Origin of the sequence: Massilia sp. TWP1-3-3 (assembly GCF_049897805.1) — a bacterium.
In the GTDB taxonomy this organism is placed as follows: domain Bacteria; phylum Pseudomonadota; class Gammaproteobacteria; order Burkholderiales; family Burkholderiaceae_D; genus Telluria_A.
In genome coordinates this window covers 73,931-91,808 of record NZ_JAFCWX010000006.1, presented here as the reverse complement: position 1 = coordinate 91,808, position 17,878 = coordinate 73,931, and the positions used below count along the sequence as shown (strand labels likewise).

General features: G+C 60.2%; 19 protein-coding genes and 1 pseudogene. 18 read left to right on the top strand and 2 right to left on the bottom strand.

Features of this window, described 5'->3' with window-relative positions:
- Positions 1–103: 103 nt before the first annotated feature.
- The 6 genes from ACP7D4_RS07770 (at position 104) to ACP7D4_RS07745 (ending at position 5,447) form a co-directional block, all read left to right on the top strand.
- The gene (locus ACP7D4_RS07770; protein WP_426103290.1) at positions 104–559 is read left to right on the top strand and encodes an FKBP-type peptidyl-prolyl cis-trans isomerase; all 456 of its coding nucleotides are present in this window, start codon (positions 104–106) and stop codon (positions 557–559) included.
- A gap of 36 nt (positions 560–595) precedes the next feature.
- Positions 596–1,531 carry a 4-hydroxy-3-methylbut-2-enyl diphosphate reductase gene (ispH, locus tag ACP7D4_RS07765; protein WP_426103289.1) on the top strand — a complete coding sequence of 312 codons (936 nt, stop codon included), beginning with the start codon at positions 596–598 and terminating at the stop codon, positions 1,529–1,531.
- 232 nt (positions 1,532–1,763) lie between these two features.
- The gene (locus ACP7D4_RS07760) at positions 1,764–2,693 is read left to right on the top strand and encodes a branched-chain amino acid ABC transporter permease (protein ID WP_426103288.1); all 930 of its coding nucleotides are present in this window, start codon (positions 1,764–1,766) and stop codon (positions 2,691–2,693) included.
- 23 nt (positions 2,694–2,716) lie between these two features.
- The gene (locus ACP7D4_RS07755) at positions 2,717–3,934 is read left to right on the top strand and encodes an ABC transporter permease subunit (protein ID WP_426103287.1); all 1,218 of its coding nucleotides are present in this window, start codon (positions 2,717–2,719) and stop codon (positions 3,932–3,934) included.
- 11 nt (positions 3,935–3,945) lie between these two features.
- Positions 3,946–4,716 (top strand): ABC transporter ATP-binding protein, encoded by a 771-nt coding sequence (locus ACP7D4_RS07750; protein WP_426208498.1) that lies wholly within the window; start codon positions 3,946–3,948, stop codon positions 4,714–4,716.
- A complete protein-coding gene (locus tag ACP7D4_RS07745; protein ID WP_426103285.1) occupies positions 4,716–5,447 on the top strand; it encodes an ABC transporter ATP-binding protein in 732 nt (243 codons plus the stop codon). Before ACP7D4_RS07750 ends, ACP7D4_RS07745 begins: the two co-directional genes overlap by 1 nt.
- A 260-nt stretch (positions 5,448–5,707) precedes the next feature.
- Here the strand turns inward: ACP7D4_RS07745 and phaP are convergent, their stop codons facing one another.
- The gene (phaP, locus tag ACP7D4_RS07740; RefSeq protein WP_426103284.1) at positions 5,708–6,271 is read right to left on the bottom strand and encodes a TIGR01841 family phasin; all 564 of its coding nucleotides are present in this window, start codon (positions 6,269–6,271) and stop codon (positions 5,708–5,710) included.
- Positions 6,272–6,617: 346 nt separating this feature from the next.
- On the opposite strand from phaP, the gene ACP7D4_RS07735 reads away from it, so the two are divergent.
- From ACP7D4_RS07735 to pbpG, 3 genes and pseudogenes are all read left to right on the top strand, one after another.
- Positions 6,618–7,523: a DMT family transporter gene (locus ACP7D4_RS07735; RefSeq protein ID WP_426208497.1), complete on the top strand. Its 906-nt coding sequence runs from the start codon at positions 6,618–6,620 to the stop codon at positions 7,521–7,523.
- An 8-nt stretch (positions 7,524–7,531) separates the two neighbouring features.
- Positions 7,532–8,254: a nitroreductase gene (locus tag ACP7D4_RS07730; protein WP_426208495.1), complete on the top strand. Its 723-nt coding sequence runs from the start codon at positions 7,532–7,534 to the stop codon at positions 8,252–8,254.
- Positions 8,255–8,407: 153 nt separating this feature from the next.
- Positions 8,408–9,526, top strand: a pseudogene (pbpG, locus tag ACP7D4_RS07725) (D-alanyl-D-alanine endopeptidase); the annotation flags it as partial.
- A 195-nt stretch (positions 9,527–9,721) separates the two neighbouring features.
- Here pbpG and ACP7D4_RS07720 read toward each other — a convergent pair.
- A complete protein-coding gene (locus ACP7D4_RS07720) occupies positions 9,722–10,498 on the bottom strand; it encodes an IclR family transcriptional regulator (RefSeq protein ID WP_426208494.1) in 777 nt (258 codons plus the stop codon).
- 130 nt (positions 10,499–10,628) lie between these two features.
- Between ACP7D4_RS07720 and ACP7D4_RS07715 the strand changes: the two genes are divergently transcribed.
- The 9 genes from ACP7D4_RS07715 to ACP7D4_RS07675 all read left to right on the top strand — a co-directional run bounded on the left by ACP7D4_RS07715 (position 10,629) and on the right by ACP7D4_RS07675 (position 17,794).
- Positions 10,629–11,024 (top strand): diacylglycerol kinase, encoded by a 396-nt coding sequence (locus ACP7D4_RS07715; protein WP_426103280.1) that lies wholly within the window; start codon positions 10,629–10,631, stop codon positions 11,022–11,024.
- 89 nt (positions 11,025–11,113) lie between these two features.
- Positions 11,114–11,677 carry an RBBP9/YdeN family alpha/beta hydrolase gene (locus tag ACP7D4_RS07710; RefSeq protein ID WP_426103279.1) on the top strand — a complete coding sequence of 188 codons (564 nt, stop codon included), beginning with the start codon at positions 11,114–11,116 and terminating at the stop codon, positions 11,675–11,677.
- 43 nt (positions 11,678–11,720) lie between these two features.
- Complete coding sequence (locus ACP7D4_RS07705) at positions 11,721–12,359, top strand: peroxiredoxin (protein ID WP_426103278.1); 639 nt, start codon at positions 11,721–11,723, stop codon at positions 12,357–12,359.
- A 157-nt stretch (positions 12,360–12,516) separates the two neighbouring features.
- On the top strand, positions 12,517–13,290 hold the full coding sequence (locus ACP7D4_RS07700) for a sulfite exporter TauE/SafE family protein (RefSeq protein WP_426103277.1): 774 nt from the start codon (positions 12,517–12,519) through the stop codon (positions 13,288–13,290).
- Positions 13,291–13,411: 121 nt separating this feature from the next.
- Entirely contained in the window at positions 13,412–14,257 is an 846-nt protein-coding gene (cysT, locus tag ACP7D4_RS07695) for a sulfate ABC transporter permease subunit CysT (RefSeq protein WP_426103276.1), read from the top strand.
- On the top strand, positions 14,257–15,129 hold the full coding sequence (gene cysW, locus ACP7D4_RS07690; protein ID WP_426103275.1) for a sulfate ABC transporter permease subunit CysW: 873 nt from the start codon (positions 14,257–14,259) through the stop codon (positions 15,127–15,129). Before cysT ends, cysW begins: the two co-directional genes overlap by 1 nt.
- Before the next feature lie 2 nt (positions 15,130–15,131).
- Positions 15,132–16,205, top strand: coding sequence for a sulfate/molybdate ABC transporter ATP-binding protein (locus ACP7D4_RS07685; RefSeq protein WP_426103274.1), 1,074 nt, complete (start codon positions 15,132–15,134; stop codon positions 16,203–16,205).
- Positions 16,202–17,131 (top strand): CysB family HTH-type transcriptional regulator, encoded by a 930-nt coding sequence (locus ACP7D4_RS07680; protein WP_426103273.1) that lies wholly within the window; start codon positions 16,202–16,204, stop codon positions 17,129–17,131. The genes ACP7D4_RS07685 and ACP7D4_RS07680 overlap by 4 nt, the downstream gene beginning before the upstream one ends.
- Before the next feature lie 150 nt (positions 17,132–17,281).
- On the top strand, positions 17,282–17,794 hold the full coding sequence (locus ACP7D4_RS07675) for a hypothetical protein (RefSeq protein ID WP_426208493.1): 513 nt from the start codon (positions 17,282–17,284) through the stop codon (positions 17,792–17,794).
- Positions 17,795–17,878 lie beyond the last annotated feature (84 nt).

The window sequence follows — 17,878 nt, the reverse complement described above, 5'->3', positions numbered from 1 at the left end:
ACGGCAAAGTTGACCGAATGGAACTATTAATGTGCTCATCGTGGGGTCGGAATGCACCAGCCTGACGCGGTACAATATCGCTTTCCCAGCTCTAGCGAACATCATGTCCAATGCCACTCCCCTGGTCGTCACCCCGTCGGCCTACCTGACCCTGCATTACCGGCTTGCCAGCGCGCAGGGCACCGACCTCATCACGACCTTCGGCGGCAACCCGGCCACGCTGATGCTGGGCCAGGGACAGCTCGCGCCGTTCCTCGAAGACGCCTTGCTGGGCCTGGAAGAGGGCGCGCACAAGGTGTTCGAGCTCGCTCCCGGACAAGCTTTCGGCGAGCGCAACAACGAGCTGGTGCGCGACGTCTCGCGCGCCACGCTCGACGAAAACTCGGCGCCGGGCGCCGACTACCGCATCGGCGACCTGGTCGACTTTGCAGCGCCCGGCGGCGGTCGCTTTGCCGGCATCCTGCGCGAACTGCGCGAGGACGGCGCCACCTTCGACTTCAACCATCCGCTGGCCGGCCAGTCGCTGACATTCGAAGTCAAACTGATTTCGGTGCTGTAACAAGTGACAAGTAACAAGTAACGTGAGGGAAACATAATGACCAGTGAAATTCTCCTGGCCCAGCCGCGCGGCTTTTGCGCCGGGGTCGACCGTGCCATTGAAATCGTCGAGCGCGCGCTGCAGCAGTTTGGCGCGCCTATTTATGTGCGCCACGAAATCGTGCACAACGCCTATGTGGTGGACGACTTGCGCAACAAGGGCGCGATCTTTATCGAAGACCTGGACGACGTCCCGGCCGGCAATACGCTGGTGTTTTCCGCGCACGGCGTCTCGAAAGCGGTGCGGGCCGAGGCCGAAGCGCGCGGCCTGACCATTTTCGACGCCACCTGTCCCCTGGTCACCAAGGTGCATGCGGAAGTGGCCAAGATGCGCCGCCAGGGCTGCGAAATCATCATGATCGGCCACGACGGCCATCCGGAAGTGGAAGGCACGATGGGCCAAACCAATGAAGGCATGTACCTGGTTGAAACCGTGGCCGACGTGGCCGCCCTGGCCGTGACGAGCCCGGACAATCTGGCGTTTGTGTCGCAGACCACCTTGTCGGTGGACGACACGGCCGACATCATTGCCGCCATCAAGCAAAAATATCCAAACGTGATCGAGCCTAAAAAAGGCGATATCTGCTACGCCACCACTAACCGCCAGGAAGCAGTCAAATTCATGGCGCCGCAGGTGGACGTGGTGATCGTGGTTGGCAGCCCCAACAGTTCGAATTCGAACCGGCTGCGCGAGGTGGCTGAAAAGAAAGGTACGCCCGCCTACATGGTCGACAACGCCTCGCAAATCGATCCGCAATGGCTCGTTGGCAAGCTGCGGATCGGCGTCACGGCTGGTGCTTCTGCGCCTGAAGTGCTGGTGCAGGCCGTCATCGACCGGCTCAAGGAACTCGGTGCGCGCAGCGTGCGCGCGCTCGATGGCGTGGAGGAACATGTGACGTTCCCGCTGCCCAAAGGCTTGGTCGGGGCAGCTTAAGCCAAAAAAACCGTGCTTGGCGAAATAATATTTGGAACACGTGTTATTTTCCGATATTAGTTTTTATCATTCCTCGCTATCATGACGACGCTCGGAATTTTTGTCGCTGGAGGCAAGTAAATACGCCTCGTGCGGTGCGCGGTTACATTGGAACCATGAAACAAGGAGCGGCACCTCGGGGGTTTCCCCGGGTGCCGTTTTTGTTACAACGATTTAAAAGAGGCGCTTAAACATGGATACATTCATCCAACAGATTATCAACGGTCTTGTGCTCGGCAGCATGTATGCCCTGGTCGCCCTCGGCTACACCATGGTGTACGGCGTATTGAACCTGATTAACTTCGCGCACGGCGACGTGTTGATGATCGGCGCCATGGTCGGCCTGTCGATCCTCAAGGGACTCTCCATTGTCGCGCCTGGTTTGCCCGGCTTTGCGATGTTGGGCATTGCCATTGCCGGCGCCATTCCCGTGTGCATGCTGGTGAACGTCATCATTGAACGGGTCGCTTACCGCCGCTTGCGCAACGCGCCGCGCCTGGCGCCCCTGATTACGGCGATTGGCGTCTCTTACCTGTTGACTACGTTTGCGATGATGATCTGGGGCCGCAGCCCGCTGTCGTTCCCGCAACTGCTCTCGTCCGAGCCGATCAATATCGGCGGCGCCGTCATTTCGCAAACCCAGGTCGTGCTGCTGGCGCTGGCCGTGATGGCGATGGCCGCGCTGGTGGTGCTGGTTGAAAAAACCAAGATGGGCCGCGCGATGCGCGCCACCGCCGAAAACCCGCGCGTTGCCGGCCTGATGGGCGTGGACTCGAACAAGGTCATCGTAGCAACCTTTGCCATCGGTGCGGCGCTGGCCGCCATCGCCGGCGTGATGTGGGGCGCCAATTATTCATCGATCCAGTTTGCGATGGGTTTCCTGCCCGGCTTGAAGGCTTTCTGCGCCGCCGTGCTGGGCGGTATCGGCAATATCTACGGCGCCATGATCGGCGGCATTTTGCTGGGTTTGATCGAAGCGCTGGGCGCCGGCTACATCGGCGACCTGACGGGCGGCTTTCTGGGCAGCCACTACCAGGACATCTTTGCGTTTGTGGTGCTCATCCTGGTGCTGACGGTGCGTCCCTCCGGCATCATGGGCGAACGCGTCGCCGACCGCGCCTGACCGACAACCGATAAAGGATCACCATGGCACTTCTCACTTTTGACGTTGAGCACAACAAGAAAAAAGCATTTGCCAGCATGGGCGTGGTGCTGCTCCTGCTGCTGATTTTCCCCTTCGTTGCCCAAAATTTTGGCAACTCGTGGGTGCGCATCATCGACATGGCGCTGCTGTACATCATGCTGGCGCTGGGCTTGAACATCGTGGTTGGCTTTGCCGGCTTGCTGGACCTGGGCTACATCGCGTTTTTTGCGATCGGTGCTTACCTGGCCGCGCTGCTGGCGTCACCCCATTTTGCGGTGTTGCTAACGTCGGTGGCCGACGAGTATCCGCGCTTGAGCGAGTGGCTGCTGGGCAGCGGCCTCATTTCCAAGGATGTGCAGGATAACGGCATTCACCTGTCGGTCTGGCTGATCGTGCCGCTAGCCGCGCTGGTGGCGGGCTTTTTCGGCGCCTTGCTGGGCGCGCCTACGCTGAAACTGCGGGGCGACTACTTGGCCATCGTCACGCTCGGCTTTGGCGAAATTATCCGCATTTTCATGAACAACCTGAATGCGCCCATCAATTTTTCCAACGGCCCGCAAGGCATTAACATGATCGACCCGGTTTCGATCGCCGGCGTTTCGCTGGCGGGCGAAGCCGGTTCCAAGGCCACCGTCATGCTGGGCAGCTACGCCATGCCCTCGGTGAATGCTTATTACTTCTTGTTCCTGTTCCTGTGCATCGCCATCGTGTTCGTCACCTCGCGCCTGCAGCATTCGCGCCTTGGCCGGGCCTGGGTCGCGATTCGCGAAGATGAAATCGCCGCCAAGGCCATGGGCATCAACACGCGCAACATCAAGCTGCTCGCGTTCACCATGGGCGCGTCCTTCGGTGGCGTGGCCGGCGCGATGTTTGCGTCGTTCCAGGGTTTTGTGTCGCCTGAATCGTTTGCGCTGACCGAATCGATCGCCGTGCTGGCGATGGTGGTGCTGGGCGGTATTGGCCACGTGCCGGGCGTGATCCTGGGCGGCGTGCTGCTGGCTGCCTTGCCGGAAGTGCTGCGTCACACGGTCGAGCCGTTCCAGATGCTGGTGTTCGGCAAGGTCTTGGTGGAAGCGGAAGTGTTGCGCCAGCTGCTGTACGGCCTGGCGATGGTGCTGATCATGCTGTATCGCCCGGCCGGCCTGTGGCCCTCGCCCAAGCATGAAGACCGTCCGGACGCGGCCGAGACCAACAAGCAAGACGCCTTTCCGGCTGCGTGAGGAAGATGACGATGAGCCAACAGACTATCCTTAAAATCGAAGGCGTGAACAAGCGCTTTGGCGGCTTGCAGGCGCTGACCAATGTCGGCATCGAGATCCAGCAAGGCCAGATCTATGGCCTGATCGGCCCCAACGGCGCCGGCAAGACCACGTTTTTCAATGTCATTACGGGACTGTACCAGCCGGATACGGGCGGGTTTTTCCTGGCCGGCAAACCGTATTCGCCGTCGGCGCCGCACACCGTGGCCAAGGCCGGGATTGCCCGCACCTTCCAGAACATCCGCCTGTTTGGCGAAATGACGGCGCTGGAAAACGTCATGGTCGGTTGCCACGTGCGCACGCATCAGGGCGTGTTCGGCGCCGTATTTCGCCTGCCGGCGGCGCGCCGCGAAGAAGCGATGATCCGCGAGCGCGCGCAAGCGCTGCTCGACTTTGTCGGCATTGGCGCGTTCGCCAAGCGCACCTCCAAATTCTTGTCGTACGGCGACCAGCGGCGCCTGGAAATTGCACGCGCGCTGGCCACCGATCCGGTGCTGCTGGCGCTCGACGAGCCGGCCGCAGGCATGAACGCGACGGAAAAGCTGGCCTTGCGCGAGTTGCTGGTGAAAATCAAGGAAGAGGGCAAGACGATCTTGCTCATCGAGCACGACGTCAAGCTGATGATGGGTTTGTGCGACCGCATCACGGTGCTGGAGTATGGCAAGGTGATTGCAGAAGGTTTGCCTGCCGAGATACAAAAAAATCCGGCCGTGATTGAAGCCTATCTGGGAGGTGGCCACTAATGAGCGAAACTATGCTGAAGATCCAGGGTCTGAAGGTTGCCTACGGCGGCATCAAAGCTGTCAAGGGGATCGACCTGGAAGTGAACAAGGGCGAACTGGTTACGCTGATCGGGGCCAATGGCGCGGGCAAGACCACGACCTTGAAGGCGATCACCGGTACCTTGCCGCCATGCTCGGTGGAAGGGGTGATTAGCTACAAGGGCGTGTCGCTCAAGGATGCCAAGTCGTTCCATTTGGTTGAGAAAAAGTTGGCCATGGTGCCGGAAGGGCGGGGCGTCTTTACCCGCATGTCGATTGAAGAAAACCTGTTGATGGGCGCTTACACGCGCAACGACAAGGCGGGCATTGCGCTGGATGTGGAGAAGTGGTTCACGGTGTTCCCGCGGCTAAAGGAACGGGCGTCGGCAATGGCCGGTACCTTGTCGGGCGGCGAACAGCAGATGCTGGCGATGGCGCGCGCGCTGATGAGTCACCCTGACTTGCTGCTGCTTGACGAGCCGTCGATGGGGCTCTCGCCTATCATGGTGGAAAAGATTTTTGAGGTGATTCGCGATGTGTCGAAGCAGGGGATTACGATCCTGCTGGTCGAGCAGAACGCGAAGCTGGCGCTGCAGGCGGCGCACCGCGGGTATGTGATGGATTCGGGCGCCGTGATCATGAGCGGGAATGCGGACGACATGCTGCATGATCCGCGGGTAAAGGCGGCGTATCTGGGCGAAGAGGCCGGGTAGCAGCGATAGCTCACATCGTCCTCGCGGATGCGGGGACCCATACAACAGTTGCTCAGTTGAACCGTTCCATGGGCCCCCGCGTTCGCGAGGACGATGTTGCTCTGCTGTACCGTCACCGTGATTGCGACAGCATCGTGAGCCAGATGTAACTTTGCGGCTTACGCTTTTGCCAGAGTCGTCCACGCGGGAACGATCCGCTGCTTGATGACGCAGACGTAAAAAAACCCGCCTCGGCGGGTTTTTCATTCAGCAACCAGGAATTACTTCTTGGCTTTTTGCACGGCATTCTGTGCAGCCTGGGTGAACTGGCTGACAGCCGTGTTCACGTTGGTTTCCATGGCTTCAACAGCTTGCTTGGCCGTCTTGGTGATTTGCTCGTAACCAGCGTTGGCATTGCCCAGGCTCGACTTGAAGGCAGCAACAACGTTCTCCGAACCGGCAGGCGCGTTCTTGGTCACTTCGTCAACCAAGGTGATGACCTTGCGGTTGGTTTCAGCAATTTGCAGCTCGGCTGCTTTGGTGAACTCAGCCTGGGTGCCGGCGGCAATCGCTGCAACCTGGCGGCTGTACGACATCGCTTTTTCAGCGTTTGGCTGGGCTTGTGCGGCGCTCAGCGAGAAGAATTCCTGTGGATCCTTAGCCGACAGCAACTGACGGGCGGCGGCCGACGACTCTTCCAGCGATGCCTTGGCAGCAGTCATGTTCAGTTCGATCAGCTTTTCCATGCCTTCGAATGCCTTCGAGGTCAGCGAGGAGAAAATGGCGAATTGCGATTCGAAATTGGCTTTGGTGGCGTTCGAAAACTGCTCTGGGATTGCAAACATAGAATTCTCCGGTATTGTATAAATGAATGGGTGCTGCTTAGAACTAATGAAGCAGGTAGATCCTAAACTTTCAGGCTGACGGTGTATTGTGCAGCGCAACAAGTTCTATTTTACTCAGATCTGGTGATGAGTCAAGCGCTTTTTGTGCGGTGCACCAAAATCAATTCTCACCAACTGTCAGCGCATTTTGCCATGCCATGACGAGGCCGCTGCAACAGTGCTTTCCATAGGAGAACAAGGGTCCAGGGCACGTCCCCAACAGGGGCGTGCTAGACTCGTCACGCCATGTTGATGAGCTTGTGATCTGGCGCAATATCACATGTGTGACCAACTAAACTATTGATTAATGTCAAAGAACACTGAAAAAAATGTTGCAACGCGACAATCCGGAGCGCGCTTGAGTCCGATACCGGTATTTTTCGTGTTCTTGTGGAGTACCGGTTTCATCGTTGCCAAGTTCGGCCTGCCATTCGCGCCCCCGCTCACCTTCCTGCTGCTGCGCTGCGCCTGCGTGCTGCTGGTGCTGGTACCGCTGGTCGGGGCGGTCAGGGCGCCATGGCCGACGGGAAGTATCGGCCATATCGCCGTGGCCGGCTTGCTGCTGCAGGCGGGCTACCTGGGTGGCGTCTGGTGCGCCATCAAGCTGGGCATGCCCGCCGGCGTCACGGCCCTGATCGTCGGCATGCAGCCCATCCTGACGGCTGCGGCCGCTCCGCTGATCGGCGAATCGGTGCGTCCGCGCCAGTGGCTTGGGCTTCTGTTGGGCCTGGCTGGCGTGGCGCTGGTGGTGTATGCCAAAATGTCGCTGGTCGGCCTGTCGCCGCTGGCAGTCGGCTACTGTGTGCTGGCGTTGCTGTCGATTACGGCGGGCACCATGTACCAGCGCCGCTTTTGCCCGCGCTTTGACCTGCGCACCGGTACCGTGATCCAGTTCGGCGCGACCGTGGCCTTGCTGCTCCCGCTGGCCATCGTGTTTGAAGGCTTCTCGCCCGGCTTGGCGACTGTGCAATGGACGCCAAGCTTCATCGGCGCTTTGCTGTGGTCGGTCTTTGCGCTGTCCATCGGCGCCATTTTCCTGCTGTTCACCCTGCTGCAGCGCAATGACGCGACTGTGGTGACCAGCTTGCTTTACCTGACGCCGCCCACCACCGCCGTGATGGCGTGGATCATGTTCGGCGAGGCGTTCAGCCTGCTGGGCGTGGCGGGCATGGCGGTCGCCATTGTCGGCGTTGTGTGTGTCGTTAAAAAATAGGAGCAGTCATGTTTGTCAGCCAGCAGCAAGAGCAGCAACAACAGCAACAGCGGCAGGACGCTGTCGATGCCGCCATCACCAGCCGCCACGCGATTCGGGCTTTTTTGCCAGACCCGATTGCGCGGGCCGACATCGAGCGCCTGCTTGAAGTGGCCGCGCGCGCGCCGTCCGGCACCAACACCCAGCCCTGGAAAGTCTATGTGCTGACCGGCGACAGCAAGACGCGCCTGTCGGACGCCATTCTCGCCGCCCACCAGGACCCAACGCTCAGCGCCCAGCACAGCGAGGAATACGCTTACTATCCGCGCGAATGGGTCTCGCCCTACGTTGACCGCCGGCGCAAGGTCGGCTGGGACCTGTACGCCTTGCTTGGCCTGACGCGCGACAACAAGGCTGGCATGGCGGCCCAGCATGGCCGCAACTACCGCTTTTTCGACGCGCCCGTCGGCTTCATCTTCACCATCGACCGGGTGATGGAGCAGGGCTCATGGCTCGACTATGGGATGTTCTTGCAAAGCATAATGATTGCTGCGCGAGGCCGCGGGCTGGACACGTGTCCGCAGGCGGCGTTTACGCAATACCACAAGATTATCGAGCAACACCTGGCGCTGCCGCCCGGCGAAATGGTGGTGTGCGGCATGGCGCTCGGCTACGCCGACCCCGACAAAATTGAGAATACCCTGGTCACCGCACGGGAGCCGGTCTCAGGCTTCGCTCGATATTTTGATTGAGGGTACACTGTTACATCGCAATAACTGCTCGCCCGAAATAGCGTAGCAGCCAGTGCACAACAGGCGCTACGTCGAGGCTGAATTCGCTTGCCATCGACGTCCGCTTTGTTACACTGCAACAAGATGCAGATGTCTGCGGTAAAGGATTTCCAGATGTATAAATTTGTCTTCAGTGCCCTCGTATCAGTCCTGCTTGTTGCCACGCCAGCCGACGCCGCGCGCGCCGATCACCGGGCCAAGGTCACCAAGGTCACCAAGGCCGGCAAAGCCGGCAAAGCCACCAGCGCCAACAAGGTCCGCGTTGGTGGTAAGGCGAGCGGCAAGCGCCGTGCCGGTCGGGCCGATGCCGTGCCACACAATAACTATGTCAGCCGCAGCGTTGTCGTCAGGGGCAAGCGCAAGCTGGTCTATGAGCGCATCGTCACCGCGCGCAACATCGCACCGGTGGTCGCGATGAGTGCGGGCGATCGCGCCGGCCTGAACCTGACGCGCGATGCGCTCGATCTGGCGTCGAGCGTGGCGCTGGTGCTCGACCAGAGCACCTCGGAAGTACTGTTCGAGAAAAATTCGAATGTCGCCTTGCCGATCGCCTCCATCACCAAGCTGATGACCGGCCTGATCGTGGTCGAAGCCAAGCAGGACATGGAGCAAGTGCTCACCGTCACCGACGACGATGTCGACCACGAAAAATTCACCCGCTCGCGCCTGCAGGTGGGTTCGCAAATGACGCGCAGCAGCCTGCTGCATATCGCGCTGATGAGTTCGGAGAACCGCGCCGCGGCAGCCTTGGGACGCAACTATCCGGGCGGCGTGGCCGGCTTTGTCGAAGCGATGAACGCCAAGGCGCGCGAACTGGGCATGATCCATACGCGCTATGTCGATTCGAGTGGTCTGTCGAGCCGTAACGTGTCCAGCGCGCGCGACCTGGCCAAGCTGGTTGCGTTTGCCTACCACCAGCCGCTGTTGCGCCAGTTCTCGACCGATCCGCAGTCGCAGGTCGATGCGGGTGGACGTATCATGCAGTACAACAATACGAACTACCTGGTGAAAAACCCTGACTGGGATATCGGCCTGCAAAAAACCGGCTTCATCAATGAGGCGGGGCGTTGCCTGGTGATGCAAACCATTATTCAGGGCCGCCCGGTGATCATGGTGTTTTTGGATTCCAAGGGCAAGCAGTCACGTACCGCCGACGCCGGCCGCGTCAAGCGCTGGCTCGAAGCGTTCAACAAGCCGCCGGCGCTGACCCAGCCACTGTACACGCAGAGCGACAATACGCTGCCGGTCACGCGGCCGGTCATCACGCGCTCGGCCGCTGTTCAACCGGTAACAGCGCAGCCGGCAATGGCGCCGGCAATGGCGCAACCGGCGACGGCGCAACCGTCCACCATGCGACCGCTCTTTACGCGCCCGACCATCGTGCGCCCGGCCACACCGCAACCGGCGGTGCCGCAACCTGCCAGCAATTCACAGCCCGGTGTAACCCAGGGTGGCTGAAATCTGCTTGGCCGTGCCGACCAGGTCATCCAGCCATTCTTCCTGGAGCCGGTCGGCCGGCGCCGAGATCGACAGGCCGGCCACCAGTTTGCCTGAATCGTCATAGATGCCTGCCGCCATGCAGCGCACGCCCAATTCCAGTTCTTCATTGTCGCGCGCATAGCCGCGCGTGCGTACCAGGCTCAGCTCGCGTTCGAGCTTGGCCAGGTCCGTGATCGAATTCTTGTTGTGTCCGGCAAGGCCGGTGCGCGTGGCGTAAGCGCGGATCGCCTTTGGCTCGTCCACCGACAGGAACAGCTTGCCGGTCGAGGTCAGGTGCAGCGGGCCGCGCCCGCCGATGGCGCGTACCACCTGCATGCCCGAGCGCTCCGAAAAAGCCCGGTCGATGTAGACGATTTCGTCGCCCTGGCGCACCGACAGGTTGATCGTTTGCTGGGTTTTTTTGTGCAGCGAGCGCATGAAGTCGAGCGCCGCTTCGCGCACCGACAGCCGGCTTTTGACCACGTTGCCCAGTTCCAGCAGGCGCATGCCGAGCCGGTAGGTGCCCGGTTCGACGCGATCGACAAAACGGGTGATGACCATGTCGTTGAGGATGCGGTGCGCGGTCGACGGGTGCAAGCCGGACACCTTGGACAATTCCTTCAGACTCACCGGATCGGTGTAGCTGGCCAGCGCGTCGAGCAAGGCCACCATGCGTTCGATGACCTGGATGGATGTTTTCGGGGCTTCGACGGTTTCAATTTTCATAATGTGGTTTGTGCGCTGCAGTATATATGGATCCTTTATACCATAATGTGAAAAGGATTGGCAATTTCCCTGTTGTGGATGACTTTGGGGCAGGGAGGTAAGGCATAATGCGGCATCGAAATTGCAGCGGATGACCACCATGACCCAGCCAGTGAGCGAATTCAAGAGCAAGAGCGGACTCCAGCGTATCCTGCCCGCCATGGGCTATGCCATCGCAGGCTTGAAAGCTGCCTATGAGAATGAGCATGCGTTCCGCCAGGAGTTGGTGCTGTTTGTCATCGGTACCGTGGTGGCGCTGTTGCTGCCAGTGTCGTCATTCCAGAAATTGTTCCTCGTTGGCGTGCTGGTGTTCGTGCTGATCGTCGAACTGTTCAACTCGGCCATTGAAGCGATCGTCGACCGCGTCTCGCTCGAGCGCCATCCCTTGTCCAAGAACGCCAAGGACATGGGCAGCGCGGCCGTCATGCTGTCAATTTTCCTGGCCGTGGCATGCTGGGCTGTGGTGCTGTTCAACCGTTTTTACTAAGACCGCTCCACTAAGCGCATAAACTAGCACGAAAGCATTCGTTCACTTTCGCTGCGCCTGCCCGTATTCTCCTGACTCAGGAGGCGCGCATGGCTACTCAACTTTTTCCCGATTTTCATGTCATTATTGTTCCCGGCTTGCATGACAGCAGCCCGGATCACTGGCAATCGCGCTGGCATCGCCGCCATCCCGAATTTGCGCGCGTGCGCCAGGACCACTGGGACCGCCCGCAGCTTGCTGCCTGGGCCGCCCGTCTCGGGCAGGTGCGCGCTGCCGATCCGCGCCCGGCCTTGCTGGTCGCTCACAGCTTTGGCTGCCTGACGGCGGTCCACAGCATTGCCCGCGACTGCAGCAACCTGGCGGGCGCCTTGCTGGTGGCGCCGGCCGATCCGGACAAATTTTCCGTTGCCGATCTGCTGCCGGCGCTGCCGCTGCCGTGTCCGTCCATCATGGTCGCCAGCAGCAATGACCCGTGGATGCGCGCCGACAACGCCGCGCGGTGGGCGGGGCGCTGGGGCAGCGAGCTGGTCGAAGGAGGGCTGCTGGGGCATATCAATGCCGAGTCCGGCCTGGGAAATTGGCCGCAGGGACAGGCGCTATTGCGCCGGCTGGCTGAAAAGGCGCACAATAGGATGGCGGCCATTCCGGCATGATTGACTTAGTATTATTCACTTGATTCATTTCACGGAGATCATTATGACTTTGCGTCTGGGCGATACCGCCCCCGATTTTGAGCAGGATTCATCCTTGGGTCCCATCAAGTTCCATGAGTGGGCGGGCGATTCATGGGTGGTGCTGTTTTCCCACCCGGCCGACTTCACGCCCGTGTGCACGACCGAGCTGGGCTTGACAGCCAAGCTCAAGCCCGAGTTCGACAAGCGCAATGTCAAGGCGATTGCCTTGTCGGTCGACCCGGCCGACCAGCACCGGCAGTGGATCAAAGATATCGAAGAGACGCAGCAGACGGTGGTGGGCTTTCCCATCATTGCCGACGCGGACAAGAAAGTCGCTGCGCTGTACGACATGATTCATCCGGAGCAATCGGCCACGGCCACGGTGCGCTCGCTGTTTGTGATTGATCCGAACAAGAAGATCAGGCTGTCGATCACGTATCCGATGAGCACGGGGCGCAATTTTGACGAAGTGCTGCGGGTGATCGATGCCTTGCAGCTGACCGACAAGCATACGGTGGCAACGCCCGGCAACTGGAAGGATGGGGATGACGTGATCATTCCCTTGACCGTGCAAGATCCGGATGTGATCAAGCAAAAGTATCCGAAAGGTTTTACTGCAGCCCGGCCATATTTGCGGTTGACGCCACAGCCGAACAAGTAAGCTTGCCCAACAACGTGGTGGAAGAGCATGCGCGCAGACACGGTGTATTTTGCTCAAACCCCGCTCATTTCCACCACACGCATAAGCAAATAAGCTTTCTGTCGTTTGTTTTACTGCTGAGCCCCTTTACCCTTGCAGCTACTTTAGGGGTTCTCGCATGCTTACTACATATATTATTTCCGGCTTTGCCGTCGGCTTGTTGGTCGGCATGACTGGCGTGGGCGGCGGTTCCCTGATGACGCCGCTCCTCACGCTCATCTTCGGCATTCCACCCTCTGTGGCCGTGGGCACCGACCTGGCCTTCGCCTCCATTACCAAAACGGCCGGCACCTTCACCCACCGCCTGCGCGGCACGGTGCGCTGGGACATCGTCAAGCTGCTGTGCTACGGCGCCTTGCCTGCGGCCGTCCTCACCACGCTGGCCCTGAAATACTTCGGCACCGTCGACAAGAGCATCGGGCAAGTCATCCGCTACTCGATCGCCGGCTCGGTTTTGTTGACCGTGGTCGCCATCTTGTTCAAGGGGAAAATGCTGGCCTGGCTGGCCGCCCATCCGGAGCGCCAACTGCAAGGCAGGGCACTGGACACGGCCACCATCGTCGCCGGCGTTGTGCTCGGCACGCTCGTGACGGTGTCCTCCATCGGCGCCGGCGCCATTGGCGCCACCTTGCTGGTCATGCTTTACCCGCGCCTGAGTTCGGCCGAAGTGGCCGGCACCGACATCGCCTACGCCGTGCCGCTGACCGCAATCGCCGCCTTCGGCCACTGGTGGCTGGGATCGATCAACTGGACGCTGCTGGCCATGCTGCTGATCGGCTCGGTTCCCGGGATCACCATCGGTTCCTGGTTCGCACGCTCCGTGCCGGAAAAATTCCTGCGCGTACTGCTGGCCCTGACCTTGACCGGCGTCGCTGCAAAACTCATTTACTGATCGCTCAGCGCATTCCTAATAACAAAAAACGACTATGCAAATGAGGAAAGCTTCGTTTCCTTTATGACTCCATAGTGCGATTATTGAGCCTTCTTAGATAAAAATGTAATAAGAGGGCTCCATGTCTCCTACCCCCAAGCCTCAACGCGCGCCTTACCGGGTCATGCCCGGGTTCGGCCTGTCGTTGGGGTTCACCATTTTCTACCTGGCGCTGATCGTCCTGATCCCGCTCTCGGCGGTGTTCCTGAAAACCTTCACGATGACGTGGGAAGCCTTTTGGGCGGCCGTCACGTCGGACCGTGTGATGGCGTCTTACCGGCTCAGCTTTGGCGCGTCGCTGATTGCCGCCACCATCAACGTGTTTTTCGGCGGCATCGTCGCCTGGGTGCTGGTGCGCTACCAGTTTCCCGGCAAGCGCATCATCGACGCCCTGGTCGACCTGCCGTTCGCGCTGCCCACCGCAGTGGCGGGCATCACGCTCACCGCGCTGTATTCGTCCAACGGCTGGATTGGCCAGTACCTGGAAAAACTCGGCTGGAAGGTCGCCTTTACGCCGGTCGGCGTGGTGGTGGCGCTCACCTTCATCGGCTTGCCGTTCGTGGTGCGCACGGTGCAACCGGTACTCGAAGACGCCGAGCGCGAACTCGAGGAAGCGGCCGCCAGCCTGGGCGCCACGTCGTTGCAAACTTTTACCCGCATCATTTTCCCGACCATCATGCCGGCCATGCTGACCGGCTTCGCGCTCGCCTTTGCGCGCGCCACCGGCGAATACGGTTCGGTCATTTTCATCGCGGGGAACATGCCGATGGTGTCCGAGATCACGCCGCTGTTCATCATCACCAAGCTGGAACAATACGACTACGCGGGCGCCACGGCGATCGCGGTCGTGATGCTGGTCGCATCCTTTCTGATGCTGCTGTCGATTAACCTTTTGCAGGCGTGGACGCGCAAACGGGCGGGCAAATAATGAACGGTTCACGCCAGTCATCCAACAACGTGCTTGAGCCGGCCTGGATCCGGATCGTGCTCACGCTGGTCGCCTTGAGTTTTCTCGCGCTGTTCCTGTTCGTGCCGCTGGTGGCGGTGTTCGTCGAGGCCTTCAAAAAGGGCTGGCAAACCTACCTGACCGCGATCACCGACCCGGACGCCGTCTCGGCCATCAAGCTCACGCTGATCGCCGCCGTCATCTCGGTGCCGCTGAACCTTGTGTTTGGCGTGTGCGCGGCGTGGGCCGTGGCCAAGTTCGAGTTTCGCGGCAAGAGCATCTTGCTCACGCTGATCGACTTGCCGTTCTCGGTTTCGCCCGTGATCTCGGGCCTGATCTACGTGCTGATGTTCGGCGCCCAGGGCTGGTTTGGCCCATGGCTGCAAGAGCACGACATCAAGATCCTGTTCGCGTTGCCGGGCATCGTGCTGGCGACCGTATTCATCACGTTCCCGTTCGTGGCGCGCGAGCTCATTCCGCTGATGCAGTCGCAGGGCAATGAGGAAGAAGAAGCGGCGCTGGTGCTGGGCGCGTCGGGCTGGAAGACGTTCATCAAGGTGACGCTGCCGAACATTAAATGGGGCCTGCTGTACGGCGTGATCCTGTGTAACGCGCGCGCCATGGGTGAATTTGGCGCGGTGTCGGTGGTGTCGGGCCATATCCGCGGCCAGACCAACACCATGCCGCTGCACGTGGAGATCCTCTACAACGAATACCACTACGCGGCCGCCTTTGCCGTCGCTTCGCTGCTGGCGTTGCTGGCGCTGGTGACGCTGGCAATCAAATCATTTATCGAATGGCGTTTGCACGAGACCGACCCGGTCGAATCGGCAGCACGCAACAGGGAGCATTGACCATGACGATCGAAGTCAAGAATATCAACAAGCGTTTCGGCGAATTCGTCGCTCTCGACAATGTGTCGCTGCAGTTCCCGGCGGGCGAACTGACCGCGCTGCTCGGGCCTTCCGGCTGCGGCAAGACGACACTGCTGCGCATCATTGCGGGCCTGGAGCATCCCGATTCGGGCAGCGTGCTGCTCGACGCCCAGGATGCGTCGCGCCGCCATGTGCGCGAGCGCCAGGTCGGCTTCGTGTTCCAGCACTATGCGCTGTTCAAGCACATGACGGTGTTCGAGAACGTCGCCTTCGGCCTGCGCGTCAAGCCGGCCAAGGAGCGCCTGCCCGAAGACCAGATCCGGCGCAAGGTCAAGGATCTGCTCGAGCTGGTGCAGCTTGACTGGCTGGGCGACCGTTTTCCGCCGCAGCTGTCGGGTGGACAGCGCCAGCGCATTGCTCTCGCGCGCGCGCTGGCGGTCGAACCGCGCGTGCTGCTGCTGGACGAGCCATTCGGCGCGCTCGACGCCAAGGTGCGCAAGGAATTGCGGCGCTGGCTGCGCCGCCTGCACGACGACCTGCATGTGACGTCCATCTTTGTCACGCACGACCAGGAGGAAGCGCTGGAAGTGGCCGACCAGGTGGTGTTGATGAACAAGGGGCGGGTCGAACAGCTGGGCGCGCCCGACGAGGTTTACAACAACCCCGCGTCGCCTTTCGTGTACGGCTTTCTGGGTAACGTCAACCTGTTTCACGGGCGGGTGCACGAAGGGGTGCTGGCCAGCGGCGACGCCAGCTTTACGGTGCCCGACCACGCCCAGGTACAAGACAGCAAAGGCATCGCCTACGTGCGTCCGCATGACCTGGACGTCGAGCGCTACGTGGCCGGCGGCGAAGGCATCGTCGTCACGCTGCGCCGCGCGCATGCGATCGGTCCGCTCGCCCAGCTGGACCTGGAACGGGCCGACAACGCGGAACTGATCGAGGCCGTCATTCCCAATGAGCGCTACAGCCAGCTGCAGCTGCGCGAAGGCGACACGCTGCTGGTGCGCCCGCGCCGGATGCACGTGTTTGTCGACCAGGGAGCATCGATATGAACTTCCAACAATTGCGCTCGATTCGCGAAACGGCGCGCCGCGGCTACAACCTGACCGAGGTGGCCAACGCGCTGTTTACGTCGCAGCCGGGCGTGAGCCGCCAGATCCGCGAGCTCGAAGACGAACTTGGCGTCGTCATTTTCGAGCGCAACGGCAAGCGCCTGACCGGCATGACGGAGCCGGGCAAGGGCATCCTCAAAATCATCGACCGGCTGCTGGTGGAAGCGGAAAACCTGCAGCAGGCAAGCCTCGATTACGCGGGCCAGAATAGCGGCACGCTGACCATCGCGGCCACCCACACGCAGGCGCGCTATGCGCTGCCGAAGGTGGTGCAGTCGTTCAGGCAGGATTTTCCGGACGTGCGCATCGCGCTCCAGCAAAGTACGCCCGACCATATCGCGCAGTGGGTCTTGTCGGGCAAGGCCGACATCGGCATTGCGACCGAGGGCTTGTCGCAGTTTCCCGATCTGGTGTCGTTTCCGTGCTACCGCTGGAGCCACCTGATCGTGGTGCCGGACGGGCACCCGCTGCTGGGCCATTCGCCGATCCGGCTCGAGGACCTGGCCGCTTTTCCCTTGATTACCTACGACGTGGGCTTTACGGGCCGCGGGCATATCGACGCGGCGTTCGCCCAGGCTGGCGTGAAGACCGATATCGTACTTACGGCCATGGATTCGGATGTGATCAAGCAGTATGTGTCGCTCGGGATGGGCGTGGGGATCGTGGCCTCGATGGCGTTCGATCACGGGCGCGACAAGGGGCTGCGCGCGGTCGAGGCGTCGCATTTGTTTGCGCCCAACGTGACGCGGCTGGCGTTGCGGCGGGGGGCGTATTTGCGTGAGTATGCGTATCGGTTTATCGCGCAGTTCGCGCCCGAGGTGACGCGCGCGCAAGTGGAGAAGGCGTTAAATGCAGATGTGCAATAAGTACCTTGTTATTTTTAACTGTTTGTATAGACAAGCAGATTGAAATAATAACAATTAAAAAATTGCAAATATTTAATTGCATCATATAATGATTCCTCAGAAGAACAATTCATTCCGGAAACTTCGGTCTGACCATACAGGGATCAAAACATGTTTGCAAAACGTTATATCGGTTTGGCGGGAACGAGCGCCGCATTGGCCGCGCTGATCATTACCCCCGGCTGCGCGTCAATCGTTAGTGGAACGAGCCAGATTATTTCGGTTGAAACACTCTCCGACGCTGGTAAAGTCGATGGCGCCAGTTGCAAACTTCAAAATGATAAGGGTGTTTATTTTGTCACGACGCCTGGCACCGTGACAGTCCGCCGTGCTTATGGCGACATGAATGTCAAGTGCGAAAAGGCGGGCTTTCCAACGGGTATGGCCAGCGTCAAGTCCAAAACTAAAGGTATGATGGCCGGCAATATCATTTTCGGCGGCGTGATTGGCGTCGGCGTCGATGCAGCTTCCGGTGCGGCTTATGATTACCCGGTTTTGTTACAGATCAAAATGAACGACGCTGTTGCCAATTCAGTGTTGCCACCATCGACATCGGCGGCGCCATCCGCAGCGCCTGCGCAGGCAGCGTCGGCCGACATGGTAAATGGCGTACCGATGAAATAAAATGTGAGCCGCAAGATGCAGCAACGCCACCCGAGGGTGGCGTTGTTGTTTGATCCTAGGCGGGCGGGCGTGCCTTTCAGGCGC

Coding starts and splice junctions, on each gene's coding strand:
- ACP7D4_RS07760 (WP_426103288.1), top strand. CDS start 1,764: ATGGATACATTCATCCAACAGATTATCAACGGTCTTGTGCTCGGCAGC.
- ACP7D4_RS07745 (WP_426103285.1), top strand. CDS start 4,716: ATGAGCGAAACTATGCTGAAGATCCAGGGTCTGAAGGTTGCCTACGGC.
- ACP7D4_RS07730 (WP_426208495.1), top strand. CDS start 7,532: ATGTTTGTCAGCCAGCAGCAAGAGCAGCAACAACAGCAACAGCGGCAG.
- ACP7D4_RS07675 (WP_426208493.1), top strand. CDS start 17,282: ATGTTTGCAAAACGTTATATCGGTTTGGCGGGAACGAGCGCCGCATTG.
- ACP7D4_RS07750 (WP_426208498.1), top strand. CDS start 3,946: ATGAGCCAACAGACTATCCTTAAAATCGAAGGCGTGAACAAGCGCTTT.
- ACP7D4_RS07680 (WP_426103273.1), top strand. CDS start 16,202: ATGAACTTCCAACAATTGCGCTCGATTCGCGAAACGGCGCGCCGCGGC.
- cysW (WP_426103275.1), top strand. CDS start 14,257: ATGAACGGTTCACGCCAGTCATCCAACAACGTGCTTGAGCCGGCCTGG.
- ACP7D4_RS07770 (WP_426103290.1), top strand. CDS start 104: ATGTCCAATGCCACTCCCCTGGTCGTCACCCCGTCGGCCTACCTGACC.
- ispH (WP_426103289.1), top strand. CDS start 596: ATGACCAGTGAAATTCTCCTGGCCCAGCCGCGCGGCTTTTGCGCCGGG.
- ACP7D4_RS07705 (WP_426103278.1), top strand. CDS start 11,721: ATGACTTTGCGTCTGGGCGATACCGCCCCCGATTTTGAGCAGGATTCA.
- cysT (WP_426103276.1), top strand. CDS start 13,412: ATGTCTCCTACCCCCAAGCCTCAACGCGCGCCTTACCGGGTCATGCCC.
- ACP7D4_RS07700 (WP_426103277.1), top strand. CDS start 12,517: ATGCTTACTACATATATTATTTCCGGCTTTGCCGTCGGCTTGTTGGTC.
- ACP7D4_RS07720 (WP_426208494.1), bottom strand. CDS start 10,498: ATGAAAATTGAAACCGTCGAAGCCCCGAAAACATCCATCCAGGTCATC.
- ACP7D4_RS07710 (WP_426103279.1), top strand. CDS start 11,114: ATGGCTACTCAACTTTTTCCCGATTTTCATGTCATTATTGTTCCCGGC.
- ACP7D4_RS07755 (WP_426103287.1), top strand. CDS start 2,717: ATGGCACTTCTCACTTTTGACGTTGAGCACAACAAGAAAAAAGCATTT.
- phaP (WP_426103284.1), bottom strand. CDS start 6,271: ATGTTTGCAATCCCAGAGCAGTTTTCGAACGCCACCAAAGCCAATTTC.
- ACP7D4_RS07715 (WP_426103280.1), top strand. CDS start 10,629: ATGACCACCATGACCCAGCCAGTGAGCGAATTCAAGAGCAAGAGCGGA.
- ACP7D4_RS07735 (WP_426208497.1), top strand. CDS start 6,618: ATGTCAAAGAACACTGAAAAAAATGTTGCAACGCGACAATCCGGAGCG.
- ACP7D4_RS07685 (WP_426103274.1), top strand. CDS start 15,132: ATGACGATCGAAGTCAAGAATATCAACAAGCGTTTCGGCGAATTCGTC.